Here is a 25916-nt window from a genome sequence, read left to right as displayed (position 1 = left end):
ATGCATATTTCAGAACGCACCTGATGAAGGTGCCACGTCCGGGGTCATTGGAATGGATATGGCGACGATCGCTTTGGTCGATGCGGTGCTTCGTGAAGGTGGCGTTCGCCGCGCCGCAACTCTCTGCGGCCGGGCGCCGTCGAGCGTGAGCGCCGCGGTCAAGCGCTTCGAGCAGGCGATCTCCATGCCGCTTTTCCGTCGGGAAGAAACAGCGCTGGTGGTGACGCTCGAAGCGCGCGCGCGCGCCGTCGACGTCGAAGAGGCAACCGGCAAGATCACCGCCATCCTGGAAGGCGTCGAACGGGAGACGACCGCCCCCGTGCCGCCGATAGGCCTCGTCGCGCTCGACCGCTTCGTGCGCATCGCCCGCTCCGGCAGCATCCGTGCCACGGCAAAGGCGCTCGGCCTCGGCCAGCCGCAACTGACGCGGCAGATGGCGGATCTCGAACGCCATCTCGGCACCAGGCTGTTCGAACGCTCCCATGGCGGGGTCCTCTGTACGCCAACCGCGGAGCGGATCATTCCTCTCAGCGAGGCCCTGCTCGATATCTGGGCGCGGCTGACCCACGCCTCTGCCGACCGCTTTCGCCGCGACGTCGCCACCTGGCGGCTCGGCGCCGTCATGCCGCTTGGTCCGGAAAGCGAGATCGCCCGCATGCTGGCGGCCCTGACGGCGAACTGGCACCGCGCCCGCCCGCGCCAACCACTGTTCATTTCCAGCACCACGGCCGACGAACTGCTCGTCGGCCTTCGCAGCCGACGGTTCGATGTCGCGCTGCTCGATGTCGCCGAGATCCCGGCCGACTGCGACGGCCGGCTGGTGTCGCAGACGCCGCTGGTGCTGGCGGGGCCAGCCTCCGCCCTTTCGGAACTGGGCGGCAACCTGCCCCGGCTGCTCGCCGCCTGCCCGATCGCGGTGCCGAGCGTCCGGAGCGGCCTTCGCCGCGAGGCCGCGCGCTTCCTCGACGACACGCTTGATGAAGCCGAACGGCGGCGCATCACCCTCGTCGAGGTCGATTCCATCCCCGTGATCATCAACCTCGTTCGCCAGCACGGTTATCTCTCGGTGCTGCCGCAATCCTCGCTCGCCCGCGTGCATCGCCCGCCAGCCATGATCCGGCTCGGCCCCGCCTATCGGCAGTCGCTGACACTCGTCTGGCCGCGCGGCGCCTTCGCCGCCGAGATCGGCGAGTTGATGATTTCGATGATGAAGATGAGCGCCGAGACGAGATCGCCGGCGGAATCAGTTCCTGATCATCGGCCGCCAAACGCCTGAAACGACTCTGAAATTCCCGCCTGAATCGATACTTGAAGCGCGCGCTCAGCTCTTCAGCTTCAGCCGCCTGCGCGTTTCGCTCGGGCTTTCACGGTAGTGCGCCCTGTAGCTGCGCGAGAAAGAAGACGACGAGTTGAAGCCGGAGATCGCGGCAATGTCGGCAAATTCCATCCGCGTCTCGATCACCTTGCGCCGCGCCGCATTGAGACGAAGCGCCAGGTAGTGCTCGTGCGGCGCAACGCCCATCGTGTCGCGAAAGAGATCTTGCAGATGCCGGGTGCTGACGCCGATGCGGCGGGCGAGCCTGGCGAGCGTCAAGGGCGCTTCCACCGTTTCCTCCATCAGCTTGACGGCGGCACCGACGCGTGGATCGAGGATGCGCATGTTGCCGATCGTCGGCATCTGCAGGAGATCGCCGCGGGTGCGCTCCTGCTCGTAGATGAAGAGGCGGGAGACTTCGAGTGCCAGCGAATAGCCATGCGCCCGGCGGATCAGCTCCAGCATCAGGTCGAGCGTCGGCAACGAGCCACCGGTCGTGATGCGCTTGCCGTCGATGACGAAGCGCTCGCGCACCATCGTCACCTGCGGGTAGGCAGCGGTGAAATCCTCGAAATCCTCCCAGTGGGTCGTCGCCTTGAAATTGTCGAGCAGGCTGGTCTCGGCAAGCAGCCAGGAGCCGGATTCGATGCCGGCCATCAGCTCGCGGTGCCGCGCGGTCTGCGAGAGCAGCATCTTTAGCTGCGAAGTGGCGCTGCGCTGCCAGTTGTAGCTCGAGAGGATGAAAAGCGGCGACGTCTCGCGCTGCGGCCGGAAGATACCGGAGACCGGAATGGGGATGCCGCTCTTCGTTTCGATCGGCGCACCGTCGGGGCTGTAGATCGTCCAGTCGTAGAGCGGGCGGCCGGCAATGCGGTTGGCGGCACGCATCGGCTCGATGACCGAGGCAACGAGGATCAGATTGGTCTCCGGCAGCACCAGGACATCGACGTGCTGCACCTGCGAAACGTTCTGATCCATGCCCAAACTTCTCCACTCTGTCGCCGATAATGTATAGAATGAAGCCGATAATGAAAAGCAACGCGGTCTTTCTTGGCTCGTAATGGGCGCAATAAAAGGGAGACAGCAATGCCGCTCAGCATGAACCGCGAGGTATTCATCACCTGTGCCGTCACCGGCTCGGGAGACACCGTTTCAAAGTCCAGCCACGTGCCGATCACGCCGAAACAGATCGCCGAAGCGGCGGTCGAGGCGGCCAAGGCCGGCGCTGCCGTGGTCCACTGCCACGTCCGCGATCCGGAGACCGGCGCGCCGGCCCGCAGGCTTGATCTCTACAGGGAAGTGACTGACCGTATCCGCTCTGCCGATGTCGACATGGTGCTGAACCTGACCGCCGGCATGGGCGGGGACCTGATCTTCGGCAATGTCGAAAGCCCGCTCCCGCTCAGCGAGAAAGGCACCGACATGGCCGGCGCCACCGAGCGCGTCGCCCACGTGGCCGAATGTCTGCCGGAAATCTGCACGCTCGACTGTGGCACCATGAACTTTTCGCTCGGCGACTACGTCATGACCAACACGCCGTCGATGCTGCGCGAAATGGCCCGCCAGATGACCGCCCTTGGCGTGCGTCCGGAGATCGAAGCCTTCGACACCGGCCACCTCTGGTTTGCCAAGCAGCTGGTCGAGGAAGGCCTGATCGAGGATCCGGTCTTGATCCAGCTCTGCATGGGCATTCCGTGGGGCGCGCCCGACGACCTCAACACCTTCATGGCCATGGTCAACAACGTGCCTGCCAACTGGACCTTCTCGGCCTTCTCCATCGGCCGCAATGCGCTCGCCTATCCGGCAGCAGCCATCCTTGCCGGCGGCAACGTCCGCGTCGGCCTCGAAGACAACCTCTATATCGGCAAGGGCCAGCTCGCCACCAACGGTCAGCTCGTCGAAAAGGCGGTTGGCGTCATCGAGGGCATGGGCGCCAAGATCATCGGACCGAAAGAGGTCCGCGAGAAACTGAAGCTGACGAAGCGCTGAGCAAGGACTGGACACCATGAGCTTTATAACCAAAGCAGCCTGTGTCGGCGGCGGCGTCATCGGCGGCGCCTGGGTGGCGCGCTTTGCGCTTGCCGGCATCGACGTAAAAATCTTCGACCCGCATCCGGAAGCCGAGCGCATCATCGGCGAAGTCATGGCCAATGCCGAGCGCGCCTATGCCATGCTGACCATGGCGCCGTTGCCGCCGAAGGGAAAGCTCACCTTCTGCAAGAGCATCGAGGAAGCGGTCGAAGGCGCTGACTGGATTCAGGAAAGCGTGCCGGAGCGGCTGGAACTGAAGCGCGGCGTGATCACCAAGATCGATGCCGCCGCAAGGCCCGATGCGCTGATCGGGTCCTCCACCTCGGGCCTTTTGCCCTCCGACCTGCAGTCCGAGATGCACCACCCCGAGCGCATGTTCGTGGCGCATCCCTACAACCCCGTCTACCTCTTGCCGCTCGTCGAGCTCGTCGGCGGCAAGAAGACGTCGAAGGCGACGATCGAGCGCGCCATGCAGGGCGTCGAGCAGATCGGCATGAAGGGCGTCGTCATCGCCAAGGAGATCGAGGCCTTCGTCGGCGACCGCCTGCTCGAGGCACTCTGGCGCGAGGCGCTCTGGCTGATCCAGGACGACATCTGCGATACCGAAACGCTCGACAACGTCATGCGTTATTCCTTCGGCATGCGCTGGGCGCAGATGGGCCTGTTCGAGACCTATCGCATCGCCGGCGGCGAGGCCGGCATGCGCCACTTCCTCGCCCAGTTCGGCCCCTGCCTGAAGTGGCCCTGGACGAAGTTCACCGACGTCGTCGACCTCGACGATGCGTTGGTCGAAAAGATCGGCGCCCAGTCGGACGCGCAGGCCGCCGGTCGCTCGATCCGCGAGCTCGAACGCATCCGCGACGAAAACCTCGTCGGCATCATGCATGCGCTGAAATCCGGTAACGGCGGCGAAGGCTGGGGTGCGGGCAAGCTGCTTGCCGATTTCGAGGCCAAGCTCTGGGCCAACGCCCGGAAGCCGGAAGCCGACCTCGGCGACGTCAAGCCGCTGCGCATCCTCGACACCAAGGTCAGCGCCGCCTGGGTCGATTACAACGGCCACATGACCGAGCACCGTTATCTCCAGGTCTTCGGCGACACCTCCGACGGCGTGCTGCGCCTGATCGGCGTCGACCTCGACTATGTCCGCGACGGTCACAGCTACTACACGGTCGAGACCCATATCCGGAACCTTGGCGAAGCCAAGCTCGGCGAGGCGCTCTACTCGACCTGCCAGATCCTGTCGTCGGACGAAAAGCGTCTTCACATCTTTTCGACGATCTACAACGCCGCAACCAACGAGGCCGTCGCCACCGCCGAACAGATGATGCTTCATGTCGACAGCAAGGCCGGCAAGGCGGTCGCGGCACCCGAGGCGGTGCTGAGCAAGCTCCGCGCAATCACTGAAGCCCATGCGCAACTGCAGACGCCCGATGGTGCCGGACGCTTCGTCGGCCAGAAGCGCGCCTGACCGCAACAGCGGCAGGCCAGCAACAACAGGCAGCTTCGCCTTCCGGCGGAGCCGCAAACCGCAGCCGAAGGACGCTTGAGGAGGCGGCCATCGTTTGCGGCACCTACGTCAGCGGCGCGAAAACGAGGGGAACAACACAATGAACTTCGCACTGACCGAAGAACAGCAGATGATCGTCGATACGGTCAGGAGCTTCGTCGAAACGGAAATCTATCCGCATGAGGACGAGGTCGAGCGCACCGGCGTAGTGCCGCGCGAACTCGGTCAGGAGATCGCCCGAAAATGCAAGGAGATCGGCTTCTTCGGCTGTAATTTCCCGGAGGAAGTCGGCGGCGCCGGTCTCGATCACACCTCCTTCACCCTGGTAGAGCGCGAGCTTGGCCGCGGCTCCATGGGCCTGACCGTCTTCTTCGGTCGCCCCTCTGGGATCCTGATGGCCTGCAACGCCGAGCAGCGCGAAAAGTACCTGCTGCCGGCCGTCAAAGGTGACAAGTTCGATGCGCTTGCGATGACCGAGCCGGACGCCGGCTCGGACGTGCGCGGCATGAAGTGCTTTGCCCGCAAGGACGGCGACGACTGGATCGTCAACGGCACGAAGCATTTCATCAGCCACGCCGACATCGCCGATTTCGTCATCGTCTTCATCGCGACCGGCGAAGAGGATACGCCGCGCGGCCCGAAGAAGAAGATCACCTGCTTTCTCGTCGATCGCGGCACGCCCGGCTTCGAGATCCGCAAGGGCTACAATTCCGTATCGCACCGCGGCTACAACAACTGTGTCCTGACCTTCGACGATTGCCGCCTGCCCTCCGCCCAGATCCTCGGCGAGGTGCACAAGGGTTTCGACGTCGCCAACGACTGGCTGTTCGCCACCCGCCTGACGGTGGCGGCGACTTCGGTCGGCCGTGCCCGTCGCGCCTTCGACTATGCGCTGAATTACGCCGCCGAACGCAAGCAGTTCGGCAAGCCGATCGGTGCCAACCAGGGCGTCTCCTTCAAGCTCGCCGACATGATCACCGAGATCGACGCCGCCGACCTCCTGACCCTTTCGGCCGCCTGGCGGCTCGATAACGGCCTGCCCTCGAACCGCGAGATTGCGTCCGCCAAGGTTTTTGCCACCGAGATGCTCGCCCGCGTCACCGACGAGGCGATCCAGATCTTCGGCGGCATGGGCCTGATGGACGACCTGCCGCTCGCCCGCTTCTGGCGCGACGCTCGCGTCGAACGCATCTGGGACGGCACGTCTGAAATCCAGCGCCACATCATCAGCCGCGACCTGCTGCGGCCGCTGGGAGCGTGATCGGCCGATGATACGCTCCCTCGACCGCCTCATCCGCCCGCGCACCATCGCCGTCTTCGGCGGCAAGGAAGCCCGGCGTGTCATCGAGCAATGCGACAAGATGGGCTTTACCGGTGAGATCTGGCCAGTGCACCCGCGCGAAGCCGAAATCCTCGGCCGCAAGTGCTATCGCTCGGTGGCAGAACTGCCAGGCGCACCGGATGCCTCCTTCGTCGGCGTCAACCGGCAGCTGACGATCGATATCATCCGCGATCTTGCGAGCCGCGGCGCCGGCGGCGCCGTCTGCTACGCCTCCGGCTTTCGCGAGGCGGCAAGCGAGCTTGACGACGGCAACGACATGCAGGAGGCGCTGGTGGCGGCTGCCGGCGACATGCCGATCGTCGGGCCGAATTGCTACGGCTTCATCAACATGCTCGATGGCGCCCTGCTCTGGCCGGACCAGCACGGCATGCAACGCGTCGAAAAAGGCGTCGCGATCCTGACGCAGTCCTCCAACATCGCCTGCAACATTTCGATGCAGACGCGCGGTCTGCCGCTTGCCTATGTCATGACTGCCGGCAACCAGGCGCAGACGGGCCTCTCCGACATCGCCTGCGCCGTGCTCGAAGACCCGCGCGTCACCGCCGTCGGCCTGCATATCGAGGGTTTCGACAGCGTTGTTGCCCTCGAGCGGCTGGCGACGCGCGCGCGCGAACTCGGCAAACCGGTCGTGACGCTGAAGGTCGGCAAGTCGGAAGCGGCGCAGCTTGCGACGGTGTCGCACACCGCATCGCTTGCCGGCAACGACCGCGTCTCCTCGGCGCTTCTTGCCCGCCTCGGCATCGGCCGAGTGGACACGTTGCCGGCGCTCTTGGAAACGCTGAAGCTGCTGCATGTGGCAGGCCCACTCGAGAGCAACGACATCTCCTCGATGAGCTGCTCCGGCGGCGAGGCCTCGCTGATGGCGGATGCCGGCGAGCGCTACCGGGTCAATTACCGGCCCTTGCGCGACGAGCAGAAGAAGCCGCTGAAGGATGCGCTCGGCGAGATGGTGACGATCGCCAACCCGCTCGACTACCACACCTTCGTCTGGGGCAACCGCGAGAAGCAGACCACCGCCTTTACCGCCATGATGAAGGGCGGCTACGCGATCAATCTGCTCGTGCTCGACTTCCCGCGCCTTGACCGCTGCGACCCGGCAGACTGGGAAACCACCTGCCATGCGGTGATCGACGCGGCCCGGGCAACGGGTGCCCGCGCCGGCATCGTCGCCAGCCTTGGCGAAAACATGCCGGAAGCCACCGCCCTCTTCCTGATGAAGGCGGGCGTCGTACCCTTCTTCGGCATCGAGGAGGCACTGGCAGCCATCGAGACGGCCGCCGACATCGGAGCCGCCTGGGCCAAACCCGCCCCGCCCCGCCTGCACGATGGCGGTGTCGCCGCTGCCGGTGAAGCCATCACGCTCAGCGAACACGAGGCCAAGGTGGAGCTTGCTGCCGCCGGTCTGACCGTGCCGAAGGGCAAGACCGCAGCAACCGCCGAAGAAGCCGCAGACGCTGCCGAAGCGCTCGGTTTCCCGGTCGTGCTGAAAGGCCTCGGCGTCGCCCACAAGACCGAAGCGGGTGCCGTGAAACTCAACCTTGCGAGCCGCGCGGACGTCCTTGCGGCGGCCAAGGCCATGGCCGCCGTCACCTCCGGGTACCTTGTCGAGAAGATGGTGGCGAAACCGGTCGCCGAGCTCATTATCGGCGCCACGCGCGACCCCGTCGCCGGCCCGGTTTTGACGATCGGTGCCGGCGGCATCCTCGTGGAACTGCTCGATGATTCCGCCATCCTGACGCTGCCGACGACGCCGGAAGCGATCGGGGAAGCAATCGGCGGGCTGAAGATCCGCAAGCTGCTCGACGGCTATCGCGGCGCGCCTGCTGCCGATTACGCCGCTTTAACCGCGGCTGTCGCGGCAGCGGCATCCTATGTCGTTGCAAACGCTTCGAAACTCGAAGAACTGGATATCAATCCATTGATGGTGTTGCCGAACGGTCAGGGTGCCGTTGCCGCCGACGCTCTCATTCGCCGGAGGAACTGACCCTCATGACCGGACCTATCCTCACACGCCGCGAAGGCGGTATTCTGGAAGTCACGATCGACCGGCCGAAGGCGAACGCCATCGACCTGAAAACCAGCCGGGTCATGGGCGAGATCTTCCGCGACTTCCGCGACGACGACAGTCTACGTGTCGCGATCATCACCGGCGCCGGTGAAAAATTCTTCTGTCCGGGATGGGACCTGAAGGCTGCTGCCGACGGTGACGCGGTCGATGGTGACTACGGCGTCGGCGGCTTCGGCGGCATGCAGGAACTGCGCGATCTCAACAAGCCGATCATCGCCGCGATCAACGGCATCTGCTGCGGCGGCGGCCTCGAGATCGCGCTTTCGACCGACCTGATCCTTGCCGCCGAACACGCGACCTTCGCGTTGCCCGAAATCCGCTCCGGCACCGTTGCCGATGCTGCCTCGATCAAGCTGCCGAAGCGCATCCCCTATCACATCGCCATGGACATGCTTCTGACCGGCCGCTGGCTCGACGTGCAGGAAGCCCACCGCTGGGGCTTCGTCAACGAGATCCTGCCGGCGGGCAAACTGATGGAGCGCGCCTGGGAGCTCGCCCGCCTGCTCGAAAGCGGCCCGCCGCTGGTCTATGCGGCGATCAAGGAAGTGGTCCGCGCCGCCGAGGGCGAAGCCTTCCAGACGACCATGAACAAGATCACCCAGCGGCAGTTCAAGACCGTCGATATTCTCTATTCGAGCGAAGACCAGCTGGAGGGCGCGCGCGCCTTCGCGGAGAAGCGCGACCCCGTGTGGAAGGGTCGCTGAGACCGAACGAGAATGCGTGCGGTTTCCGCCCGCAACGCGCTTCGAACAGCACCGCCGACCCTTGGCGGCGTAGGCAACAGAGCCGGATGACCGGCACCGGAACGTGACGAGACGCGCGGGCAACATCGCGCGCCATTAAACACGTGTCCATAAGCCACGCTTATGGAAATAAATTGTAATTTAGGGCGTTACAACAAGAGTTCCAGCGATTACGCTTATCGATCTGAACGAAGGACGCCCGGCCAGAAGGAAGGAGAGACAAGAACCCGGAAGAAAACAAGCGGCCCTCCGGCCCAGTCCGAAGCCATCGATACAATGGCTGTACGCAGCAATCTCTACCAACCACAACGAACGGCGAATGCCGACGAGAAAAGGGAACAGGGGAATGAGCGATTACAAGGATTACCTCACACGACAGGTCATGCTCGGCAAGATGAACCGGCGCGAGTTTTTGGGCCGCGCGGCAGCAGCCGGCATTCTCGCCTCGACGGCCGGCACTTTGTTTGCCACCAGCGCTGCAGCGCAGGAGCCGAAGCGCGGCGGTCACCTGAAACTCGGTCTCGAAGGCGCTGCCGCCACCGACTCGAAGGACCCGGCCAAGGCGCTGTCGCAATTCATGTTCGTCGTCGGCCGCAACTGGGGCGACATGCTCGTCGAAAGCCACCCGACGACCGGCGCGCCGGTGCCGGCACTCGCCGAATCCTGGGAGCCCTCGACCGACGCGTCGACCTGGACCTTTACCATCCGCAAGGGCGTAAAATTCCACGACGGCAAGGAGCTGACGCTCGACGACGTCATCAAGACGCTGCAGCGCCACACCGACGAAAAGTCTGAATCCGGCGCGCTCGGCGTGATGAAGTCGATCAAGGAAATCAAGGCCGACGGCGACAAGCTGGTGCTCGTGCTGACCGAAGGCAATGCCGACCTGCCGCTGCTTCTGACCGACTATCACCTCATCATCCAGCCGGGCGGCGGCATCGACAAGCCGGACGCAATGATCGGCACCGGCCCCTTCAAGGTGACGAGCTTCGAAGCCGGCGTTCGTGCCACCTTCGAGAAGAATGCCGACGACTGGCGCACCGACCGCGGCTATGTGGACTCGGTCGAGCTGATCGCCATGAACGACGCCACGGCCCGCATCGCCGCGCTTTCCTCCGGCCAGGTGCACTACATCAACCGCGTCGATCCGAAGACGGTCAACCTTCTGAAGAAGGCGCCGACGGTCGAGATCCTGAACACGTCCGGCCGCGGCCATTACGTGTTCATCATGCATTGCAACACCGCACCCTTCGACAACAACGACCTGCGCATGGCGCTGAAATATTCGATGGACCGCGAGACCATGGTCCAGCGCATCCTCGGCGGCTACGGCAAGGTCGGCAACGACTTCCCGATCAACGACACCTACGCCCTCTTCCCCGAAGGCATCGAGCAGCGTGCCTATGATCCGGACAAGGCGGCCTTCCACTACAAGAAATCCGGCCACAGCGGTCCGGTACTGCTGCGCACCTCCGACGTCGCCTTCCCGGGTGCTGTCGATGCAGCGGTGCTCTACCAGGAAAGCGCCAAGAAGGCGGGCATCGAGATCGAGGTCAAGCGCGAGCCGGGTGACGGCTACTGGACCAACGTCTGGAACGTGCAGCCCTTCTCCACCTCCTACTGGGGCGGCCGTCCGACCCAGGACCAGATGTACTCCACCGCCTATCTTTCGACCGCCGACTGGAACGACACCCGCTTCAAGCGTCCGGATTTCGACAAGATCCTGCTCGAGGCCCGCTCTGAACTCGACGAGGCCAAGCGCAAGGACATGTACCGCACCATGGCCATGATGGTGCGTGACGAAGGCGGCCTGATCCTGCCGATGTTCAACGACTTCGTGAACGCCTCCACCAAGCAGGTGAAGGGCTACGTGCACGACATCGGCAACGACATGTCGAACGGCTATGTCGCAACCCGGGTATGGCTGGACGCATGATGATGGAAAGCGGACCGCTCACTGGTCCGGTTCCGACGGATGGAACCGCGGGTGCAACACACCCGCGGTCTGCCGAACTTTCCGGAGTACCAGCAAAACCCAACCCTGCCACCAATCCCTCGAACGGTGAAATCGGCGGCACCTTCTGGCGGCGCTTCACCTTCCGCCGCCCGCTCGCGGCGCTGATCCTGCAGCGCCTCGGCTTGAGCGCCGGCCTTCTCTTCGCCGTATCGCTGATGATCTTCGGCGGCATCGAGGCGCTTCCCGGCGACTTCGCCACCACCTATCTCGGCCAGTCGGCAACGCCGCAGGCGGTCGAAAACATCCGCAAGGATCTCGGCCTCGACCGGCCCTGGACCGAACGCTACGTCTCCTGGCTCGGCGGCGCTGTCCAAGGCGATTTCGGCACCTCCTGGGCGAGCAAGAATTCGGTCGGCGAGCAGATTTCCAAGCGCCTCGGCAACTCGCTGTTCCTTGCCTTCTTCGCAGCCCTCGTCTCCGTACCGCTCGCCGTCGGCCTCGGTATGCTGGCGGTGCAGTTCCGCAACCGGCTGCCCGACAAGATCATCAACGTCGTCTCGCTCGCGGCGATCTCGCTGCCCGAGTTCTTCGTCGGCTATCTCCTGATCATGTTCTTCGCCGTCAAATACGGCGTCGCGACCTTCCCCGCGACCGTCTATGACAGCATGAGCTTCACCGAACGTCTCTCGGCGATCGCGCTTCCCGTCGCGACCCTCGTTCTCGTCGTTCTCGCCCACATGATGCGCATGACCCGCGCGGCGATCCTCAACGTCATGTCGTCGGCCTATGTCGAGACGGCGGAACTGAAGGGCCTCGGCATGTTCCGCATCATCGCGCGTCACGCCGCCCCCAATGCGGTGGCGCCGGTCATCAACGTCATTGCGCTCAACCTGGCCTATCTCGTGGTCGGCGTCGTCGTGGTCGAAGTGGTCTTCGTCTATCCGGGCATGGGCCAATATATGGTGGATGCGGTGACCGTGCGCGACATGCCGGTCGTTCAGGCCTGCGGTCTGATCTTTGCCGCCTTCTACATCTTCCTGAACATGGCGGCCGACATTCTCGCGATCATCGCCAACCCGAGACTGAGGCATCCGCGATGAACCTGAGATCCATCCCCTTCAGCGCCTGGATCGGCATCGCCGGCATCGCGATTGCGATCTTCTGCGCCCTCTTTGCGCCTGTCATCGCCCCCTTCGGCGAACGCGACGTGGTCGGCGACGTCTGGCTTCCGGCCGGCGGCGACTTCCTGCTCGGCACCGACAATCTCGGCCGCGACCTGCTGTCGCGTCTGATCTATGGCGCCCGCACCACCATCTTCGTGGCATTTGCGGCAACCGTGCTTTCCTTCTCGCTCGGCATGATCCTGAGCTTCACCGCCGCTGTTGTCGGTGGTTTCACGGACCAGCTGTTTTCCCGCTTCAACGACCTGATGATGGCGATTCCGACGCTCATTTTCGCCCTCGTCGTTCTCGCCGTCCTGCCGCAGCATCTGTGGATCCTGATCCTGGTGATGGCGGTGCTCGACAGTACCCGCGTCTTCCGCATCGGCCGCGCCGTGGCGCTCGATGTCGCGGTCATGGAGTTCGTCGAGGCGGCAAGGCTGCGTGGAGAAGGTTCGCTCTGGATCATCTTCCGCGAGATCCTGCCGAACACACTGTCGCCGCTCTTGGCAGAATTCGGCCTGCGCTTCGCCTTCTCGATCCTGTTCCTCTCCACCCTCTCCTTCCTCGGCCTCGGCATCCAGCCGCCGGCAGCCGACTGGGGCGGCATGGTCAAGGACAACAAGGACGGCATCATCTTCGGCATTTCGGCAGCGCTCATACCCGGTGCTGCGATCGCGACGCTCGCGATCTGCGTCAACCTCGTGGTCGACTGGCTGATGAAGAGAACCTCGAGCCTCAAGGGAGGACGCGGCGATGCCTGAGATGCTCTCCGTCAAGAACTTGAAGATCGAAGCGACCAGCTACCCGCCGGGCGAACCGCCGAAGGTCGTCACCCTCGTCGAGGGCGTCTCCTTCGACGTTCAGAAGGGCAAGGTGCTCGGCCTCATCGGCGAGTCCGGCGCCGGCAAGTCGACCATCGGCCTTTCGGCGCTCGCCTATGGCCGCGGCGGCGTGCGCATTACCGGCGGTCAGGTCCTGCTCGACGGCAAGGACATTCTGACGCTCGACAAGAACGGCATCCGCTCGATCCGCGGCGCCCGCGTCTGCTACGTCGCGCAATCGGCAGCGGCCGCCTTCAATCCGGCGCATCGGCTCGGCGACCAGGTGATCGAGGCGTCGCTCCGCCACGGCATCATGAGCCGCGAGGAGGCTAAGAAGCGGGCGCTCTATCTCTTCCGCGTGCTGGGCCTGCCCAATCCGGAAACCTTTGGCGAGCGCTATCCGCACCAGGTCTCCGGCGGCCAGCTGCAGCGCGCCATGACCGCCATGGCGCTCTGCCCCAACCCGGAGCTGATCGTCTTCGACGAGCCGACGACCGCGCTCGACGTCACCACCCAGATCGACGTGCTCGCCGCGATCAAGCATGCGATCGAAGAGACGCACACGGCAGCCCTCTACATCACCCACGACCTCGCCGTCGTCGCCCAGATCTCCGACGACATCATGGTGCTGCGCCATGGCAAGACGGTGGAATACGGCTCGACGAAGCAGATCATCGAAGAGCCGCGCGAGGAATACACCCGGGCACTCGTCAGCGTCCGCCAGACGAAACGCGAGGAAGCCGCCGACCAGACCGGGACGCAGTTGAAGATCGAGCATATCAGCGCCGGCTATGCCAACGGCTTCAAGGTGCTGCATGATGTCTCGATGCATCTGCCGAAAGGCCAGACACTGGCGATCGTCGGCGAAAGCGGCTCGGGCAAGTCCACCCTTGCCCGCGTCATCACCGGGCTTTTGCCGCCGACCGAGGGGCGCATCACCTTCGAGGGCAAGGAGCTGCCGCGGGCGCTGAAAGGCCGCAGCAACGACGAGCTCCGCCGCATCCAGATGATCTACCAGATGGCCGATACGGCGATGAACCCGCGCCAGACGGTGCGAGACATCGTCGGTCGACCGCTCTCCTTCTACTTCGGCATGCACGGCCAGAAGAAGACGGAGCGGGTCAAGGAACTGCTCGACCAGATCGAAATGGGAACGCGTTTCCTCGATCGTTATCCGGCCGAACTTTCGGGCGGCCAGAAGCAGCGCGTGGCGATCGCAAGGGCGCTCGCCGCCAAGCCGGAGCTGATCCTCTGCGACGAGCCCACCTCGGCACTCGATCCGCTTGTGGCCGAAGGCATCCTGAATCTGCTTCTGAAGCTTCAGGAGGAAACCGCTGTTTCCTATGTATTTATCACCCACGACATCGCCATCGTGCGGGCGATCGCCGACAGCGTCGCGGTCATGCATCGCGGCCGCCTCGTGCGCTTCGGGCCGAAGTCGAAGGTGCTGTCGCCGCCCTTCGACGACTACACGGACCTGCTGTTGAAGTCGGTTCCGGAGATGGAAATCGGCTGGCTGGAGCGGGTGCTGAAGACACGCCGCATGGAAAGCGCCGGCAACTGAAAAACGAGACGGCGGCACGATCGCGTGCCGCCGTCTCATGCCTTCGTCAGGCAAGCTCAGCGTTGCCAGAAGGCCTTGCTCGTCTCTGCGCGAACCTCAGCCCTCGTCATCCCGATATCCTTGAGCCGCTCCGGATATTGATCGGCCATAAGCTGAAGTTGCTCGCGGACGCGAACGCGGTCCTCCCAGACGACAAGGATCCGGAAGGGATCGTGGCGGCCGAGGCTGTCGGCCAGATGCTTGGCCGGCTGGTTGAGATCAAGCCGGACGGCATGATAGAAATCGGACATTCCCGAAAGCAGGCTGCTCATCGCCGTTCCCACCTCTTCCTGCCCCTCAGGGCGTTGAAACATTGTCGGAACTTTAGGCCCGTGGAACGCGTCCCACATCGCGCAGCTGCTGTGTTTTCCTCTCCTGCATTTGTAGTATTTTGCCTGCAGCACCGCGCGCCCCGTTGGACGCGCAAGAGGCACTGTGGCACCTTGCCTTATGTCGCCATTGAAAACGGCCCGGTCAGATGGCAGGAAGCAGCCATGAACCGTATCCCGACACCACAGGTCGCCACCGAAGCCTTGTCAGACCGCGAGCGCGCCGTGGCCGAGCGTTTTGCCGCCGGCCTGACCTATCGCGAAATCGGCGGGGCGCTGTTTATCGCGCCGTCGACGGTGCGCACGCATCTGGCGACGATCTACGGCAAGCTCGGCGTTCGCAACAAGATCGAGCTTGCCGCCTCGGTCGCGCAGATGGTGGCCGGCAGGACGGCGACCGAGGCGGTCGCGCCGTTGCGCGACGCCGAGCCCGCCTCGCCGACGCTCGCCGTCTTTCCCATTGAAAGCCTCAATCCGGAGGAGCGCTGGCGCCGTTTCGCCGACGGGCTGTCATCCGACATCTGCGTCGATCTCGCGCGCTTCGCCGATCTGCCCGTGATCGCCTTCCACACAATGAAGCTGCTCGGCAACCGGCCGGAAAGCTTCGAAGACCACGTCCAGGCGGTCGGCGCCACCTATGCCATCACCGGGCAGCTGCGCGCGGACGACCGGCGGGTCCGCCTGACGATCCAGCTTTCCGATACCCGCACCGGCATGACGCTCTGGAGCGAGCGCTACGAGCGCACGATGGAGGACGTGCTGACGCTGCAGGACAGCCTCACCGAAAGCGTCATCAACGTGCTCGCCGGCTGCTTCGGCACGCTGGCCGCCATCGGCCGCAAGGCGAGCCGGCAAAAGCCGCCGGGCAGCCTGCAAGCCTATGACTACTTCCTGCTGGGCGTCGAACAGCACAATCGCTTCAGCCCCGATGGCAACGCCGCCGCCATGCAATTGCTGACGCGCTCGATCGAGCTCGATCCGGGGCGGGCGCGCGCCTGGACCGAACTTGCCTATGCCCATTCCATCCAGGCGGCGAACGGCTTCGGCGACGACCTCGAAAGCGCAAGAAAGAACTGGCGCAGCGCCGCCGAGGAGGCGCTGCGGCTCGATCCGACGGATCCGGCCGGCCATACCTGTATCGGCGATTTCAAAGCCTGCATCGGTGATCTGGCGGGTGCCGCCGAGGCCCACGCCCGGGCGCTCGAATATGGCAGGAACAACGCCGATACGCTGGCGCTGCTCGCGGGAGCCAAGGCCCTGATCGTCGGCGATCCCGCCGACGGGATTCCCTTCATCGAGCGCGCCCTCTCGCTCAACCCGCTCGGCCCTCCCTGGTACCACGGCATGTTCGCGCGCGTTCTCTTCGTCGTCGGGCGCTATCGCGCGTGCTTGTCCGCGCTTGAAAAGAGTTCGCAGGAATCGCCGAACACACTGATGTTCCAGGCGATGGCACACGCGTACCTTGGCGAGATGGAGGAAGCGGCAGAGGTCGTATCGCGGCTGCAAACCCAGTTCCCGTCGTTCACGGTCGAGGGCTTCATTGCCGGCTATCCCATCTCCAATCCGCCGGCGCTTTCGGCCGTTCGGGAGGGTGCCCGGTTGGCCAGGCTCGTCTGACGATAGCTGTCACTTCTGCCGGCAATCGACGTCGCCCACCCTCTGCGCCGCCTCGCCTTCGAAGGTCACCGTCGCCTCGCCCTTGGCCGAGCAGTCGCCCTTTTCGCCGCTGCCGGCGCGGAAGTGCACCACCGGCTGGCCTTCGACCATGATGCTCGGCACCACCTCGTAGAGTTCCGGCGGGCAATTGGCGACATCGGAAAGCCTGAGCGCCGGCTGCCCGCCGATCATCACGCTGGACGCACCCGAAAGCGCACAGGACGGGATCAGCGCCCGTGCCTCCTCGGCCTTTGCCGGTGACATCGGCAATGCGAAGCAAAGGCAGGCGATAGCGGCCAAAGCAGATTTCATGATCCCCTCCTCGATCGGTGCGTTCGGCGAAACCTACCACATGGCGACGCCGCCTCAATATTCGGTCGGCACGGTCAAGAGCTCGGCATCGGGCGTATCGAGGAAGGCTCGCACCGTCTGCGGCAGGTGCCGCGAGCCGAAGGACAGCACGCCGCAGCGTGAGAGCATCTGCCGCAGATCCGGCTGCGCCCCGAGCGAGCGCCAGATCATCCGGGACGCGTAAGGCAGGTTTTCCTTGCGCCAGGAGACCCCCATGGTGGTGCCGCGCAGATAGACCCGCTGATGCACTTCGAACGGCAGAAGGATGGTCTGCGCCAGCATCGGCTCGCGCCCGATGCTGCGCTCGGCGATGAAGATGCGGTTTCGCCAGAGAGTGACGAGGCCGACATATTTTGAGAACTGCTGGATCTCGTTTGCGGGATCGCGGATGCGCTCGATCGATTTCACCCGGATCGAGCCTGCCTCCTCGTAGATCCGCGCGCAGGAGCAGACGACCAGCCCCGGCCAGGAGAGCGACACGTGATAGGTCTGGTAGTAGCCGACATGGCGCCGGAGGCCCGCGATGTCGCCCGGGAAACCCTCAAGCAGCAGGCCGGCATCCGAGCGGTCCCGATCGGGGCGCGTCATGCGCGCCTCGAACTGTTTGGCCGGCAACGCGAAGTCTTCGGCCGAAAGCCCGAAGAAGCGGGCAATGCGCGCCACATTGTGCGCCGATGGCCGCGCCTCGCCACCGATGTAGCGGTTGAACTGCTGGCGGTTAATGCCGATTTCGCGGCAGATCTGCGAGATCGACCGTCGCGTCGCACAGGCAAACTTGAGATTGGCGGCGAAGATGTCGATGTCCTGCACGATGCTTTTCGAACCCCATTCAACGCGCTTCCAATCCCTGTCGAACAGGAAGCATTCAGGTAGCGTAAAAGAGCGTAAAGAAGCGTCAAGTCGCGAAATTGTGTGCCGGTCGGCAAACGCTAGGTTTTCCCTAACAAGCATCACTCCAAAGGGAACCCTAGAATGACCGAATTCACGAAGCGTCCTGACGGCCTCCTTATCCCCGCGAGCCTTGCCTCGACCGGCCTCAGCCGGCGCGGCTTCCTGGCCGGCACGGCAGCATTGGGCCTTGCGGCCGGTTTCGGCGGCACGCTCGCCGCCACGGACGCAAGGGCTCAGGAGCCGAAGCGTGGCGGCCATCTGAAGCTCGGTCTCAAGGGCGGCGCCACGACGGACTCGCTCGACCCGGCCGCCTATAGCGGTTCCGTTTCCTTCGTCATCGGTCACCTCTGGGGTGATACGCTGGTCGAATCCGACCCGAAGACCGGCGCGCCCCTGCCGGCGCTTGCCGAATCTTGGGAGCCCTCGGCCGATGCGTCCGAGTGGACCTTCAAGATCCGCGGCGACGTGAGCTTCCACGACGGCAGCAAGCTGACCGTTGCCGACGTCGTCGCCACGCTGAAGCGCCATGCGGACGAAGGCTCGAAGTCCGGCGCGCTCGGGCTGATGCGCTCGATCAAGACGATCGAGGAGAAGGCAGGCAGCCTGGTGCTGACGCTCACCGAAGGCAATGCCGACCTGCCGCTGCTTCTGACCGACTATCACCTGATCATCCAGCCGAAGGGCGGCGTCGACAATCCGGCCTCGCCCGTTGGTACCGGCCCCTACAAGCTTGCAAGCTACGAGGCAGGCCTGCGCGCCACCTTCGAGAAGAACGCCGATGACTGGCGCTCGGACCGCGGCTTCGTCGACAGTGTCGAGATCATCGTGATGAACGACACGACGGCGCGCATCGCAGCACTTTCTTCCGGCCAGGTCCACTTCATCAACAACATCGACCCGAAGACCGTGCCGCTCCTGAAGCGCGCCCCGCGCGTCGAGATCCTCAGGACCTCCGGCAAGGGCTTCTACAGCTTCCTGATGCATTGCGACACCGCGCCCTTCGACAACAACGATCTGAGGCTGGCGCTGAAATATGCGGTCGATCGACAGGCGATCCTCGACCGGGTGCTCGGCGGCTTCGGCACGCTCGGCAACGACTATCCCGTCAACGGCAACTATGCGCTGGCACCCGAAGGCATCGAGCAGCGCGCCTATGACCCGGACAAGGCGGCCTTCCACTTCAAGAAGTCCGGCCATGACCGGCCGATCCTGCTGCGCACCTCCGACGCCGCCTTCCCGGGTGCTGCCGACGCCGCGGTGCTCTTCCAGGAAAGCGCCAAGAAGGCGGGCATCGAGATCGAAGTGCGCCGCGAGCCGGAAGACGGCTACTGGACCAATGTCTGGAACGTGCAGCCCTTCTGCGCCTCCTATTGGGGCGGCCGGCCGACGCAGGATTCGCGCTACTCGACCTCCTATCTCTCGACCGCCGAATGGAACGACACCCGCTTCAAGCGTGAAGATTTCGACAAGCTCCTGCTGCAGGCCCGCTCCGAGCTCGACGAGGCCAAGCGCAAGGAAATGTACCACACCATGGCTATGACGGTGCGCGACGAAGGCGGCCTGATCCTGCCCGTCTTCAACGATTACGTGAACGCCGCCTCGGCTTCGCTCAAGGGCTTCGTCGACGACATCGGCAACGATCTCTCGAACGGCTACGTCGGCAGCCGCGTCTGGTTCGACAGCTAAGCCATTGTGACGAAAGCCGGACGCGGGCTCGCGTCCGGCATTTCCCGAGAAAACAAAGAGATCGTTAGAACCACATGTCAGAGCGCGAATTCACAGTCATCGAAAACGAATGGATCCGGCTGAAGGACGGCACCGAGCTTGCCGCCCGCATCTGGATGCCGGCCGGCACGGAGGCCGATCCGGTTCCGGCCGTGCTCGAATACCTGCCCTACCGCAAGCAGGGCGGCACGAGCCTGCGTGACGAATCCACCTATCCTGTCTTTGCCGCCGCCGGCATTGCCGGCGTGCGCGTCGACATCAGAGGCTCCGGCGAAAGCGAAGGCGTGATCGACGGCGAATATACGCCGCGCGAGCTTTCCGACGGTTGCGAGATCGTCGAATGGATCGCCGCCCAGCCCTGGTCAAACGGCAAGGTCGGCATGATGGGCATCTCCTGGGGCGGCTTCAACTGCCTGCAGGTCGCGGCCTTGAAGCCGCCGGCGCTGAAAGCCGTCATCTCCATCGCCTCGACCGTCGACCGCTACAACGACGACATCCACTACAAGAACGGCTGCCACCTCTCCGCCCAGCTGTCCTGGGCGGCGACCATGCTCGGCTACCAGTCGCGCTCGCCGGATCCCGCCATCGTCGGCGACCGTTGGAAGCAGATGTGGATGGAGCGGCTGGAGAAGGAGCCCTTCTTCATGGAGGAATGGCTGGAGCACCAGCGTCGAGACGAATTCTGGCAGCACGGATCGATCTGCGAAGATTTCGACAGGGTTGGGATCCCCGCGCTGGTCATCGCCGGCTGGGCCGACGGCTACCGCAACACGCCCTTGAAGGCGGTCGAAGGCCTTGGGGACAAGGCCAAGGCGCTGATCGGCCCCTGGGTGCACAAGTACCCGCATTTCGCCTTTCCGAAGCCGCGCGCCGATTTCCACGGCGAGGCGATCCGCTGGTGGAACCGCTGGCTGCGCGACGAGGAAAACGGCGCCGAGAACGGGCCACAGGTGCGCGCCTATATTCTCGACGGGCCCCGCCCGTCGCTCCGGCGTGACAGCGATCCCGGCCGCTGGGTGGCGAAGGACGCCTGGGCAACGCCGGAAATGCAGCTCTTCGGCATCTCCCATGACGGCCGGCTGACGCCGTCGGCCGGCGGCACCGGCATCGGCGAGGTCTACCTGAAATCGCCGCTCGATACCGGCACGGCATCCGGCGAGTATTTCACGCTGAAGCCCGATGCCGAAATGGCCGGCGACCAGCGCATCGACGATGCCGGCTCGCTCACCTTCGAGACGGCACCGCTACTGGATGCCGCCGACTATCTCGGCCAGCCAACGCTGACCGTCGACGTCACCTGCCAGGAGCCTACCGCCAATCTCGCCGTGCGCCTCGTCGACGTGCATCCTGACGGTACCGCCACCCGCGTCGCCTTCGGCGTGCTCAACCTTTCGCATCGCGACGGCAACGCCCAGCCGCGCGCCATGGAGCCCGGGCGCAAGACGCGCATCACGCTTACGCTCGATGCCTGCGGCTACCGCTTCCGCGCGGGAAATCGCATCCGGGTGTCGCTCTCGACCTCCTATTGGCCGCTGATCCTTCCCACCCCGACCGATCCGGGCCTTTCGATCGACACAGCAAGCCTCTCGCTCGCCCTTCCCCTGCTCGGCGCCCACAGGGAGATCGCCGTGCCCGAGCCGGAGAACCCCGACCCGCTGCCAAAGTATCGCGAGCTGACGCGCGGTATTTCGAGCCGCACCGTCGAGCGCGACATGACCCACGGCATGACCCATTACCGTATCTACGAGGACACCGGGCTTTCAGAACATCCGGATACGGGCCTTGCCACCCAGGATATCCGCGACGAGACCTGGTCGATCGCACCGGACGACCCCTCGTCGATGATCGGAACCTCGACCTGGACCTGTGTTGCCAAGCGCGAAGGCTGGTCTGTGCGTACCGTCTCGACCTCGACGCTCCACTGCACGAAAAGCGAGTGGATCACCGAGGCGGAGGTCGTCGCCTATGAGGGCGAGACACGGATTTTCGAGAAGCATTTCAAGAAGCGCATCCCCCGCGAGTTCATGTGAAGGGCACGGGCGGCCGGTTCCAACGCGCTGCCCCGCCCCCGCATTGACATCTCACACAAGTCATTGTACCAATCGGTAAAGAGTTTACTAATTGGTACAACCATGCGCCATTTCTTCTCGCGTCATCAGCCTCCCGTTCATATCAACCGCGGCTTGATTGCCGGCATCGGCGGCCTCGTCGCCATCGCCGCCGTCGGCGCCCTCACAGGCCTTGTCGGCCACCCCATGTTGATGGCGCCCTTCGGCGCCAGCTGCGTGCTGATCTTTTCCGTCACGGCGAGCCCGCTGTCGCAGCCGGCCAACGTCGTCGGCGGCCACTTCGTTGCCACCCTCGTCGGCCTGATCCTCAGAACCGTCTTTCCGAATGAATGGTGGGCGGTCGCCATCGCCGTCGGCGCGGCGATCGCGCTGATGGCGGCATTGCGCATCACCCATCCGCCGGCAGGCGCCAACCCGCTCGTCGTCTTCGCCGCCGATCCCGGCTTCGAATTCCTGCTCTTCCCGGTGCTGACCGGCTCGCTTATTCTCGTCGCCGTTGGCGCGCTGTTCCACCGTTTCGCCAAGGTCGAGTATCCGCTCGCGAGGAAGCCCGCATGAGCCGCGTCGTCGCTGAGCGAAAGGACGTGATCGCCATGCTTGCGGAAATCTTCCGCGAGCACGGTTATGACGGCACCAGCCTCAGCCTGATCACCGAGAAGACCGGGCTTGGCAAAGGCAGCCTCTACCACTTCTTCCCCGGCGGGAAGGAGGAGATGGCAGAGGCCGTGCTTGGCGATATCGCCGCCTGGTTCCGCACGCACATCTTCGAGCCACTACGCAATGCGGAAGACCCGGCCGCAGCGCTGGACGCGATGTTTGCCGCCGTCGACGGCTACTTCCGCCAGGGCAGACGCCTCTGCCTGATGGGGGTAATCGCCACGAGCGGCGCACACGACCGCTTCGCCCGCGAACTCAACCGCTATTTCTCCGATTGGCGTGCCGATCTATCCGCAACGCTTGAACGCGCCGGCACACCGGCCGCCGAGTGCGACGGCGTTGCCGAGGAAATCGTCGGCGGCATCCAGGGCGCGCTGATCCTTGCCCGAAGCCTCGAGGACCCCGGCGCCTTCGTCCGGGTGCTGGCCCGCCTCAAGGCGCGCCTGCCCGTATCATCGTAAAAGCAAGCGACCACCCTTCCTCCCCCGCCCAAATTGACAAAAATCAGATCGCGGCTTGAGCCTGCCTTGACAATCGCCTTTTCGCACGGATATTAACCGCTAAGTTAAATAACTCTACGGTTAAAGACTGGGCGTATTGGGGCGCCCAGAGGAGGATTCATGACAGCGGCGACCGCAAACGCAGCACGCAAGGATATCAGCCTGGAAATCGTGCGCGACTTCGAGGCGCCGATAAACCTCGTCTTCAAGGTCTGGTCGACGCCGGAGCACCTGTTGCGCTGGTGGGGACCGCAGGACTTCACGCCGCATTCGGTCAACATGGACTTCCGTCCGGGCGGGGCCTGGCGCGCCTGCATCCGCTCGCCCGAAGGCCAGGACTATTGGATGAGCGGCATCTTTCGCGAAGTGCGCGAGCCCGAGAAGCTGGTCTTCACCTTCGCCTGGGACGAAGACGGCGAGCCCGGCAGCGACACGCTGATCACCGTTTCCTTCGCCGATATCGGCGGCAAGACGCGGCTCACCTTCCAGCAAACACCATTCGAGACCGTCGAAGAGCGCGACTCGCACCAGGATGGCTGGGGCGAGTGCCTCGAGCGGCTCAGGGATTACGTCGACCATGTCTGAGATTTCGAACCTTGAAACCGAAAACGCGCCCGGTCCGAAGGCGACCCGGCGCGAATGGATCGGGCTCGCCGTGCTGGCGCTGCCCTGCATGCTCTATTCCATGGACCTGACGGTGCTGAACCTCGCGGTCCCGCAGCTTGCCGAACAGCTCAAGCCCTCGGCCGCCCAGCTTCTCTGGATCATCGATATCTACGGCTTCATGGTCGCAGGCTCGCTGATCACCATGGGCACGCTCGGCGACCGCATCGGCCGCCGGCGCCTGCTGATGATCGGCTCGGTCGCCTTTGGCCTGGCGTCGATCTTCGCCGCCTTCGCCTGGAATGCCGAGACGCTGATCATCGCGCGCGCGGTGCTTGGTGTCACGGCAGCAACGCTTGCGCCCTCCACCCTCTCGCTCATCCGCAACATGTTCCTCGACGACCGCCAGCGCACGTTTGCGATCGGGGTGTGGATCGCCAGCTTCTCGGCCGGCGGCGCCATCGGCCCCGTGGTCGGCGGGCTGATGCTGTCGCAGTTCTGGTGGGGCTCGGTCTTCCTGCTCGCCGTGCCGGTCATGGTGCTGATCCTCATCCTCGGGCCGATCCTCCTGCCGGAATTCCGCGATCCCGAGGCCGGCCGGATCGATCTCGTCAGCGCCGCCCAGTCGCTCGTCGCCGTGCTTTCGGTGATCTACGGCATGAAGCACATCGCCGAGGCCGGGTTCGATACGATCGCAGTCTTCTTCATCCTGCTCGGCATCGTCGTCGCGATCCTGTTTGCGCGGCGCCAGCTTCGTCTCGCCGATCCGCTGATCGATCTGGCGCTGTTCAGGACGCCGGCCTTCAGCGCCGCCCTTGGTGTCAATATCCTCGGTCTCTTCGTCGGCTTCGGCGCTTTCCTGTTCGTCGCGCAATACCTGCAGCTGGTGCTCGGGCTCACGCCCTTCGTCGCCGGTCTCTGGTCGGTGCCGACGGGTGTGGCGATGATCGTCGCCTCGATGACCGTGCCGATGCTTGCCACCCGTTTTGCCGCCTCCAACCTGATTGCGGCGGGCTTCGTGCTGACGGCGATCGGCTTTGCCATCTGCACCCAGGTCGGCACCACAAGCAGCCCGCTTCTCGTCACCACAGGCCTCGTGGTGCTCTGCCTCGGTTTTGCCCCGGTCGGCACGCTGACGACGGATATGATCGTTGGCTCTGCCCCGCCGGAGCGCGCCGGCGCCGCCTCGGCGATCTCGGAGACCAGCTTCGAGTTCGGCGGCGCGCTCGGCATTGCCGTGCTCGGCAGCCTGCTGACCTCGGCCTATCGCGGCCGCATGGACCAGCTGGTGGTCACCGGCCTGCCGGAGGAAACCGTTGCCGCAGCCCGGCAGACGCTCGGCGGAGCGGTCGCGGTGGCTGCCGACCTGCCTCCTGCAGAAGCCGAACGGCTGCTGACGGCGGCGCGCGACGTCTTCACCCAGTCCTTCGCCTTCACCGCCTCGATCTGCGTGCTGCTATCGCTCGGCACCGCACTCATCGCCTTCCTGCTCCTGCGCAAGGCCAGCGATGACGGTGACGGCAAGGCGCAGGTGGCCGCCGATCAGCCGGCGCATTCGGGCAACGCCGGTTAACGGTGCCCGGCGCCAGACGCCGGGCCGGAAACGCAAAGTAGCGCAATATCAAGCGGCGCCGGCCAGATGGCCGGCGGGCGATGATCTGCGTCCAATCCCAGGGAGGAAACCGATGAAGAAGCTCTATCGCGGCAGCTGCCATTGCAGCGCCATCGCCTTCGAATGCCAGCTTGATCTCGCCGAGGGCATCCGCCGCTGCAACTGCTCCTTCTGCGCCAAGACGCGCATGCAGAAGGCCTTTGCGCTGCGCGAAGAATTCGAGATCACGTCAAGCAAGGACCGGCTGACGAGCTACCGGGCCGACAATTCGAGCTGGATCGAGGGCGACGTCGATCATTATTTTTGCAGCCGCTGCGGTGTCCGGCCCTTCTCGCGTGGCTACCACAAGGATTTCATCGGCCATTTCTACGCGGTCAATGTCGCCTGCCTCGATGGTGTCAGCGACGCGGAACTCGCCGAGGCGCCGATCATCTACGAAAACGGCCGCGATGACGACCACTTCAACGCGCCCGCCGACACGCGCTTCATGTGAGCGCACACGGCCAGTCAGGCGACGGTCAGCGCCCGGAGCGCATCGAGCGCTCGCTCGGCATCCGCTTCCGGCACGAAGATGTGGTCATGGTAATAGGCGGCGATCACATTGGCGCTGATGCCCTCGCGCGTCAGCGCTGCCGAAACGGCCGCCGTCAGCCCCACGGCCTCGAGCGCCGAATGCACGTTGAGCGTGATGCGGCGAAGCAGCGGACCATAGGCGAGCCCGGCCTCGTCGGCGGCCGCGCGGGTAACGACCAGGGTCAGCCCCTCGTCCTCGCGATAGGTGGCAAGCGCCTCCAGCGCCTGGTAGCGCGCCTGATCCTGATAGGCGACGGTACAATAGACGTAGGTCTGCGGAAACAGCACCGGGTTCATCGTCGAAAGCAGTTTCGCGAGATCCGTTACTCCGGCCATGTCATCGTCCCTCGTTCTCGACGCCTCGTGCTTGCCCACTGGTATCGGATCGTCACGTTGGCGT

General features: G+C 64.5%; 23 protein-coding genes. 18 read left to right on the top strand and 5 right to left on the bottom strand.

Features of this window, described 5'->3' with window-relative positions; genetic code table 11:
- Positions 1 to 58: 58 nt before the first annotated feature.
- Entirely contained in the window at positions 59 to 1276 is a 1218-nt protein-coding gene (locus tag ASD01_RS00430; protein ID WP_159415442.1) for a LysR family transcriptional regulator, read from the top strand.
- A gap of 45 nt (positions 1277 to 1321) precedes the next feature.
- Here ASD01_RS00430 and ASD01_RS00425 read toward each other — a convergent pair whose 3' ends face one another.
- Complete coding sequence (locus tag ASD01_RS00425) at positions 1322 to 2293, bottom strand: GlxA family transcriptional regulator (RefSeq protein ID WP_029742620.1); 972 nt, start codon at positions 2291 to 2293, stop codon at positions 1322 to 1324.
- A gap of 108 nt (positions 2294 to 2401) precedes the next feature.
- On the opposite strand from ASD01_RS00425, the gene ASD01_RS00420 reads away from it, so the two are divergent.
- The 9 genes from ASD01_RS00420 (at position 2402) to ASD01_RS00380 (ending at position 14511) form a co-directional block, all read left to right on the top strand.
- The gene (locus tag ASD01_RS00420; RefSeq protein WP_029742619.1) at positions 2402 to 3304 is read left to right on the top strand and encodes a beta-keto acid cleavage family enzyme; all 903 of its coding nucleotides are present in this window, start codon (positions 2402 to 2404) and stop codon (positions 3302 to 3304) included.
- A 16-nt stretch (positions 3305 to 3320) separates the two neighbouring features.
- Positions 3321 to 4814, top strand: coding sequence for a carnitine 3-dehydrogenase (locus ASD01_RS00415; RefSeq protein WP_034792138.1), 1494 nt, complete (start codon positions 3321 to 3323; stop codon positions 4812 to 4814).
- A 139-nt stretch (positions 4815 to 4953) separates the two neighbouring features.
- Positions 4954 to 6114 (top strand): acyl-CoA dehydrogenase family protein, encoded by a 1161-nt coding sequence (locus ASD01_RS00410; RefSeq protein ID WP_029742617.1) that lies wholly within the window; start codon positions 4954 to 4956, stop codon positions 6112 to 6114.
- A 7-nt stretch (positions 6115 to 6121) separates the two neighbouring features.
- Positions 6122 to 8179: an acetate--CoA ligase family protein gene (locus tag ASD01_RS00405; RefSeq protein ID WP_034792136.1), complete on the top strand. Its 2058-nt coding sequence runs from the start codon at positions 6122 to 6124 to the stop codon at positions 8177 to 8179.
- 5 nt (positions 8180 to 8184) lie between these two features.
- The gene (locus ASD01_RS00400) at positions 8185 to 8967 is read left to right on the top strand and encodes a carnitinyl-CoA dehydratase (RefSeq protein ID WP_029742615.1); all 783 of its coding nucleotides are present in this window, start codon (positions 8185 to 8187) and stop codon (positions 8965 to 8967) included.
- A 385-nt stretch (positions 8968 to 9352) separates the two neighbouring features.
- Positions 9353 to 10942 (top strand): ABC transporter substrate-binding protein, encoded by a 1590-nt coding sequence (locus ASD01_RS00395; protein ID WP_029742614.1) that lies wholly within the window; start codon positions 9353 to 9355, stop codon positions 10940 to 10942.
- A complete protein-coding gene (locus tag ASD01_RS00390; RefSeq protein ID WP_034792133.1) occupies positions 10927 to 12063 on the top strand; it encodes an ABC transporter permease in 1137 nt (378 codons plus the stop codon). The genes ASD01_RS00395 and ASD01_RS00390 overlap by 16 nt, the downstream gene beginning before the upstream one ends.
- Positions 12060 to 12887 (top strand): ABC transporter permease, encoded by an 828-nt coding sequence (locus ASD01_RS00385; RefSeq protein ID WP_029742612.1) that lies wholly within the window; start codon positions 12060 to 12062, stop codon positions 12885 to 12887. Before ASD01_RS00390 ends, ASD01_RS00385 begins: the two co-directional genes overlap by 4 nt.
- Positions 12880 to 14511, top strand: a complete 1632-nt coding sequence (locus tag ASD01_RS00380) for an ABC transporter ATP-binding protein (RefSeq protein ID WP_034792132.1) — start codon at positions 12880 to 12882, stop codon at positions 14509 to 14511. Before ASD01_RS00385 ends, ASD01_RS00380 begins: the two co-directional genes overlap by 8 nt.
- 56 nt (positions 14512 to 14567) lie before the next feature.
- Here the strand turns inward: ASD01_RS00380 and ASD01_RS00375 are convergent, their stop codons facing one another.
- Positions 14568 to 14864, bottom strand: coding sequence for a DUF1127 domain-containing protein (locus ASD01_RS00375; protein ID WP_127889278.1), 297 nt, complete (start codon positions 14862 to 14864; stop codon positions 14568 to 14570).
- 180 nt (positions 14865 to 15044) lie between these two features.
- Here ASD01_RS00375 and ASD01_RS00370 point away from each other — a divergent pair, with 180 nt between their 5' ends.
- The gene (locus ASD01_RS00370) at positions 15045 to 16496 is read left to right on the top strand and encodes a LuxR C-terminal-related transcriptional regulator (protein ID WP_034792124.1); all 1452 of its coding nucleotides are present in this window, start codon (positions 15045 to 15047) and stop codon (positions 16494 to 16496) included.
- 9 nt (positions 16497 to 16505) lie between these two features.
- Here ASD01_RS00370 and ASD01_RS00365 read toward each other — a convergent pair whose 3' ends face one another.
- Positions 16506 to 16847 (bottom strand): PAAR domain-containing protein, encoded by a 342-nt coding sequence (locus ASD01_RS00365; RefSeq protein WP_034792122.1) that lies wholly within the window; start codon positions 16845 to 16847, stop codon positions 16506 to 16508.
- A 54-nt stretch (positions 16848 to 16901) separates the two neighbouring features.
- Complete coding sequence (locus tag ASD01_RS00360; protein ID WP_029742607.1) at positions 16902 to 17696, bottom strand: helix-turn-helix domain-containing protein; 795 nt, start codon at positions 17694 to 17696, stop codon at positions 16902 to 16904.
- Positions 17697 to 17858: 162 nt separating this feature from the next.
- Between ASD01_RS00360 and ASD01_RS00355 the strand changes: the two genes are divergently transcribed.
- From ASD01_RS00355 to ASD01_RS00325, 7 genes are all read left to right on the top strand, one after another.
- The gene (locus tag ASD01_RS00355; RefSeq protein ID WP_051659243.1) at positions 17859 to 19463 is read left to right on the top strand and encodes an ABC transporter substrate-binding protein; all 1605 of its coding nucleotides are present in this window, start codon (positions 17859 to 17861) and stop codon (positions 19461 to 19463) included.
- Between the two features lie 74 nt (positions 19464 to 19537).
- Positions 19538 to 21532: a CocE/NonD family hydrolase gene (locus ASD01_RS00350; protein ID WP_060643511.1), complete on the top strand. Its 1995-nt coding sequence runs from the start codon at positions 19538 to 19540 to the stop codon at positions 21530 to 21532.
- A 102-nt stretch (positions 21533 to 21634) separates the two neighbouring features.
- Positions 21635 to 22129: an HPP family protein gene (locus ASD01_RS00345; RefSeq protein ID WP_034792117.1), complete on the top strand. Its 495-nt coding sequence runs from the start codon at positions 21635 to 21637 to the stop codon at positions 22127 to 22129.
- A complete protein-coding gene (locus tag ASD01_RS00340) occupies positions 22126 to 22689 on the top strand; it encodes a TetR/AcrR family transcriptional regulator (protein WP_034792115.1) in 564 nt (187 codons plus the stop codon). The genes ASD01_RS00345 and ASD01_RS00340 overlap by 4 nt, the downstream gene beginning before the upstream one ends.
- 159 nt (positions 22690 to 22848) lie before the next feature.
- Positions 22849 to 23313 carry an SRPBCC family protein gene (locus tag ASD01_RS00335; protein ID WP_034792113.1) on the top strand — a complete coding sequence of 155 codons (465 nt, stop codon included), beginning with the start codon at positions 22849 to 22851 and terminating at the stop codon, positions 23311 to 23313.
- Positions 23306 to 24904, top strand: coding sequence for an MFS transporter (locus ASD01_RS00330; protein ID WP_051659242.1), 1599 nt, complete (start codon positions 23306 to 23308; stop codon positions 24902 to 24904). Before ASD01_RS00335 ends, ASD01_RS00330 begins: the two co-directional genes overlap by 8 nt.
- Positions 24905 to 25016: 112 nt before the next feature.
- Positions 25017 to 25436 carry a GFA family protein gene (locus ASD01_RS00325; protein ID WP_034792111.1) on the top strand — a complete coding sequence of 140 codons (420 nt, stop codon included), beginning with the start codon at positions 25017 to 25019 and terminating at the stop codon, positions 25434 to 25436.
- Positions 25437 to 25450: 14 nt separating this feature from the next.
- Here the strand turns inward: ASD01_RS00325 and ASD01_RS00320 are convergent, their stop codons facing one another.
- Positions 25451 to 25852, bottom strand: a complete 402-nt coding sequence (locus ASD01_RS00320; protein ID WP_034792109.1) for an ACT domain-containing protein — start codon at positions 25850 to 25852, stop codon at positions 25451 to 25453.
- Positions 25853 to 25916: the final 64 nt, after the last annotated feature.

The sequence above is a fragment of the Ensifer sp. Root423 genome (assembly GCF_001426275.1).
GTDB lineage: Bacteria > Pseudomonadota > Alphaproteobacteria > Rhizobiales > Rhizobiaceae > Ensifer > Ensifer adhaerens.
The sequence above is the reverse complement of the archived record's forward strand: the minus strand, read 5'-3'. Positions and strand labels throughout refer to the sequence as shown.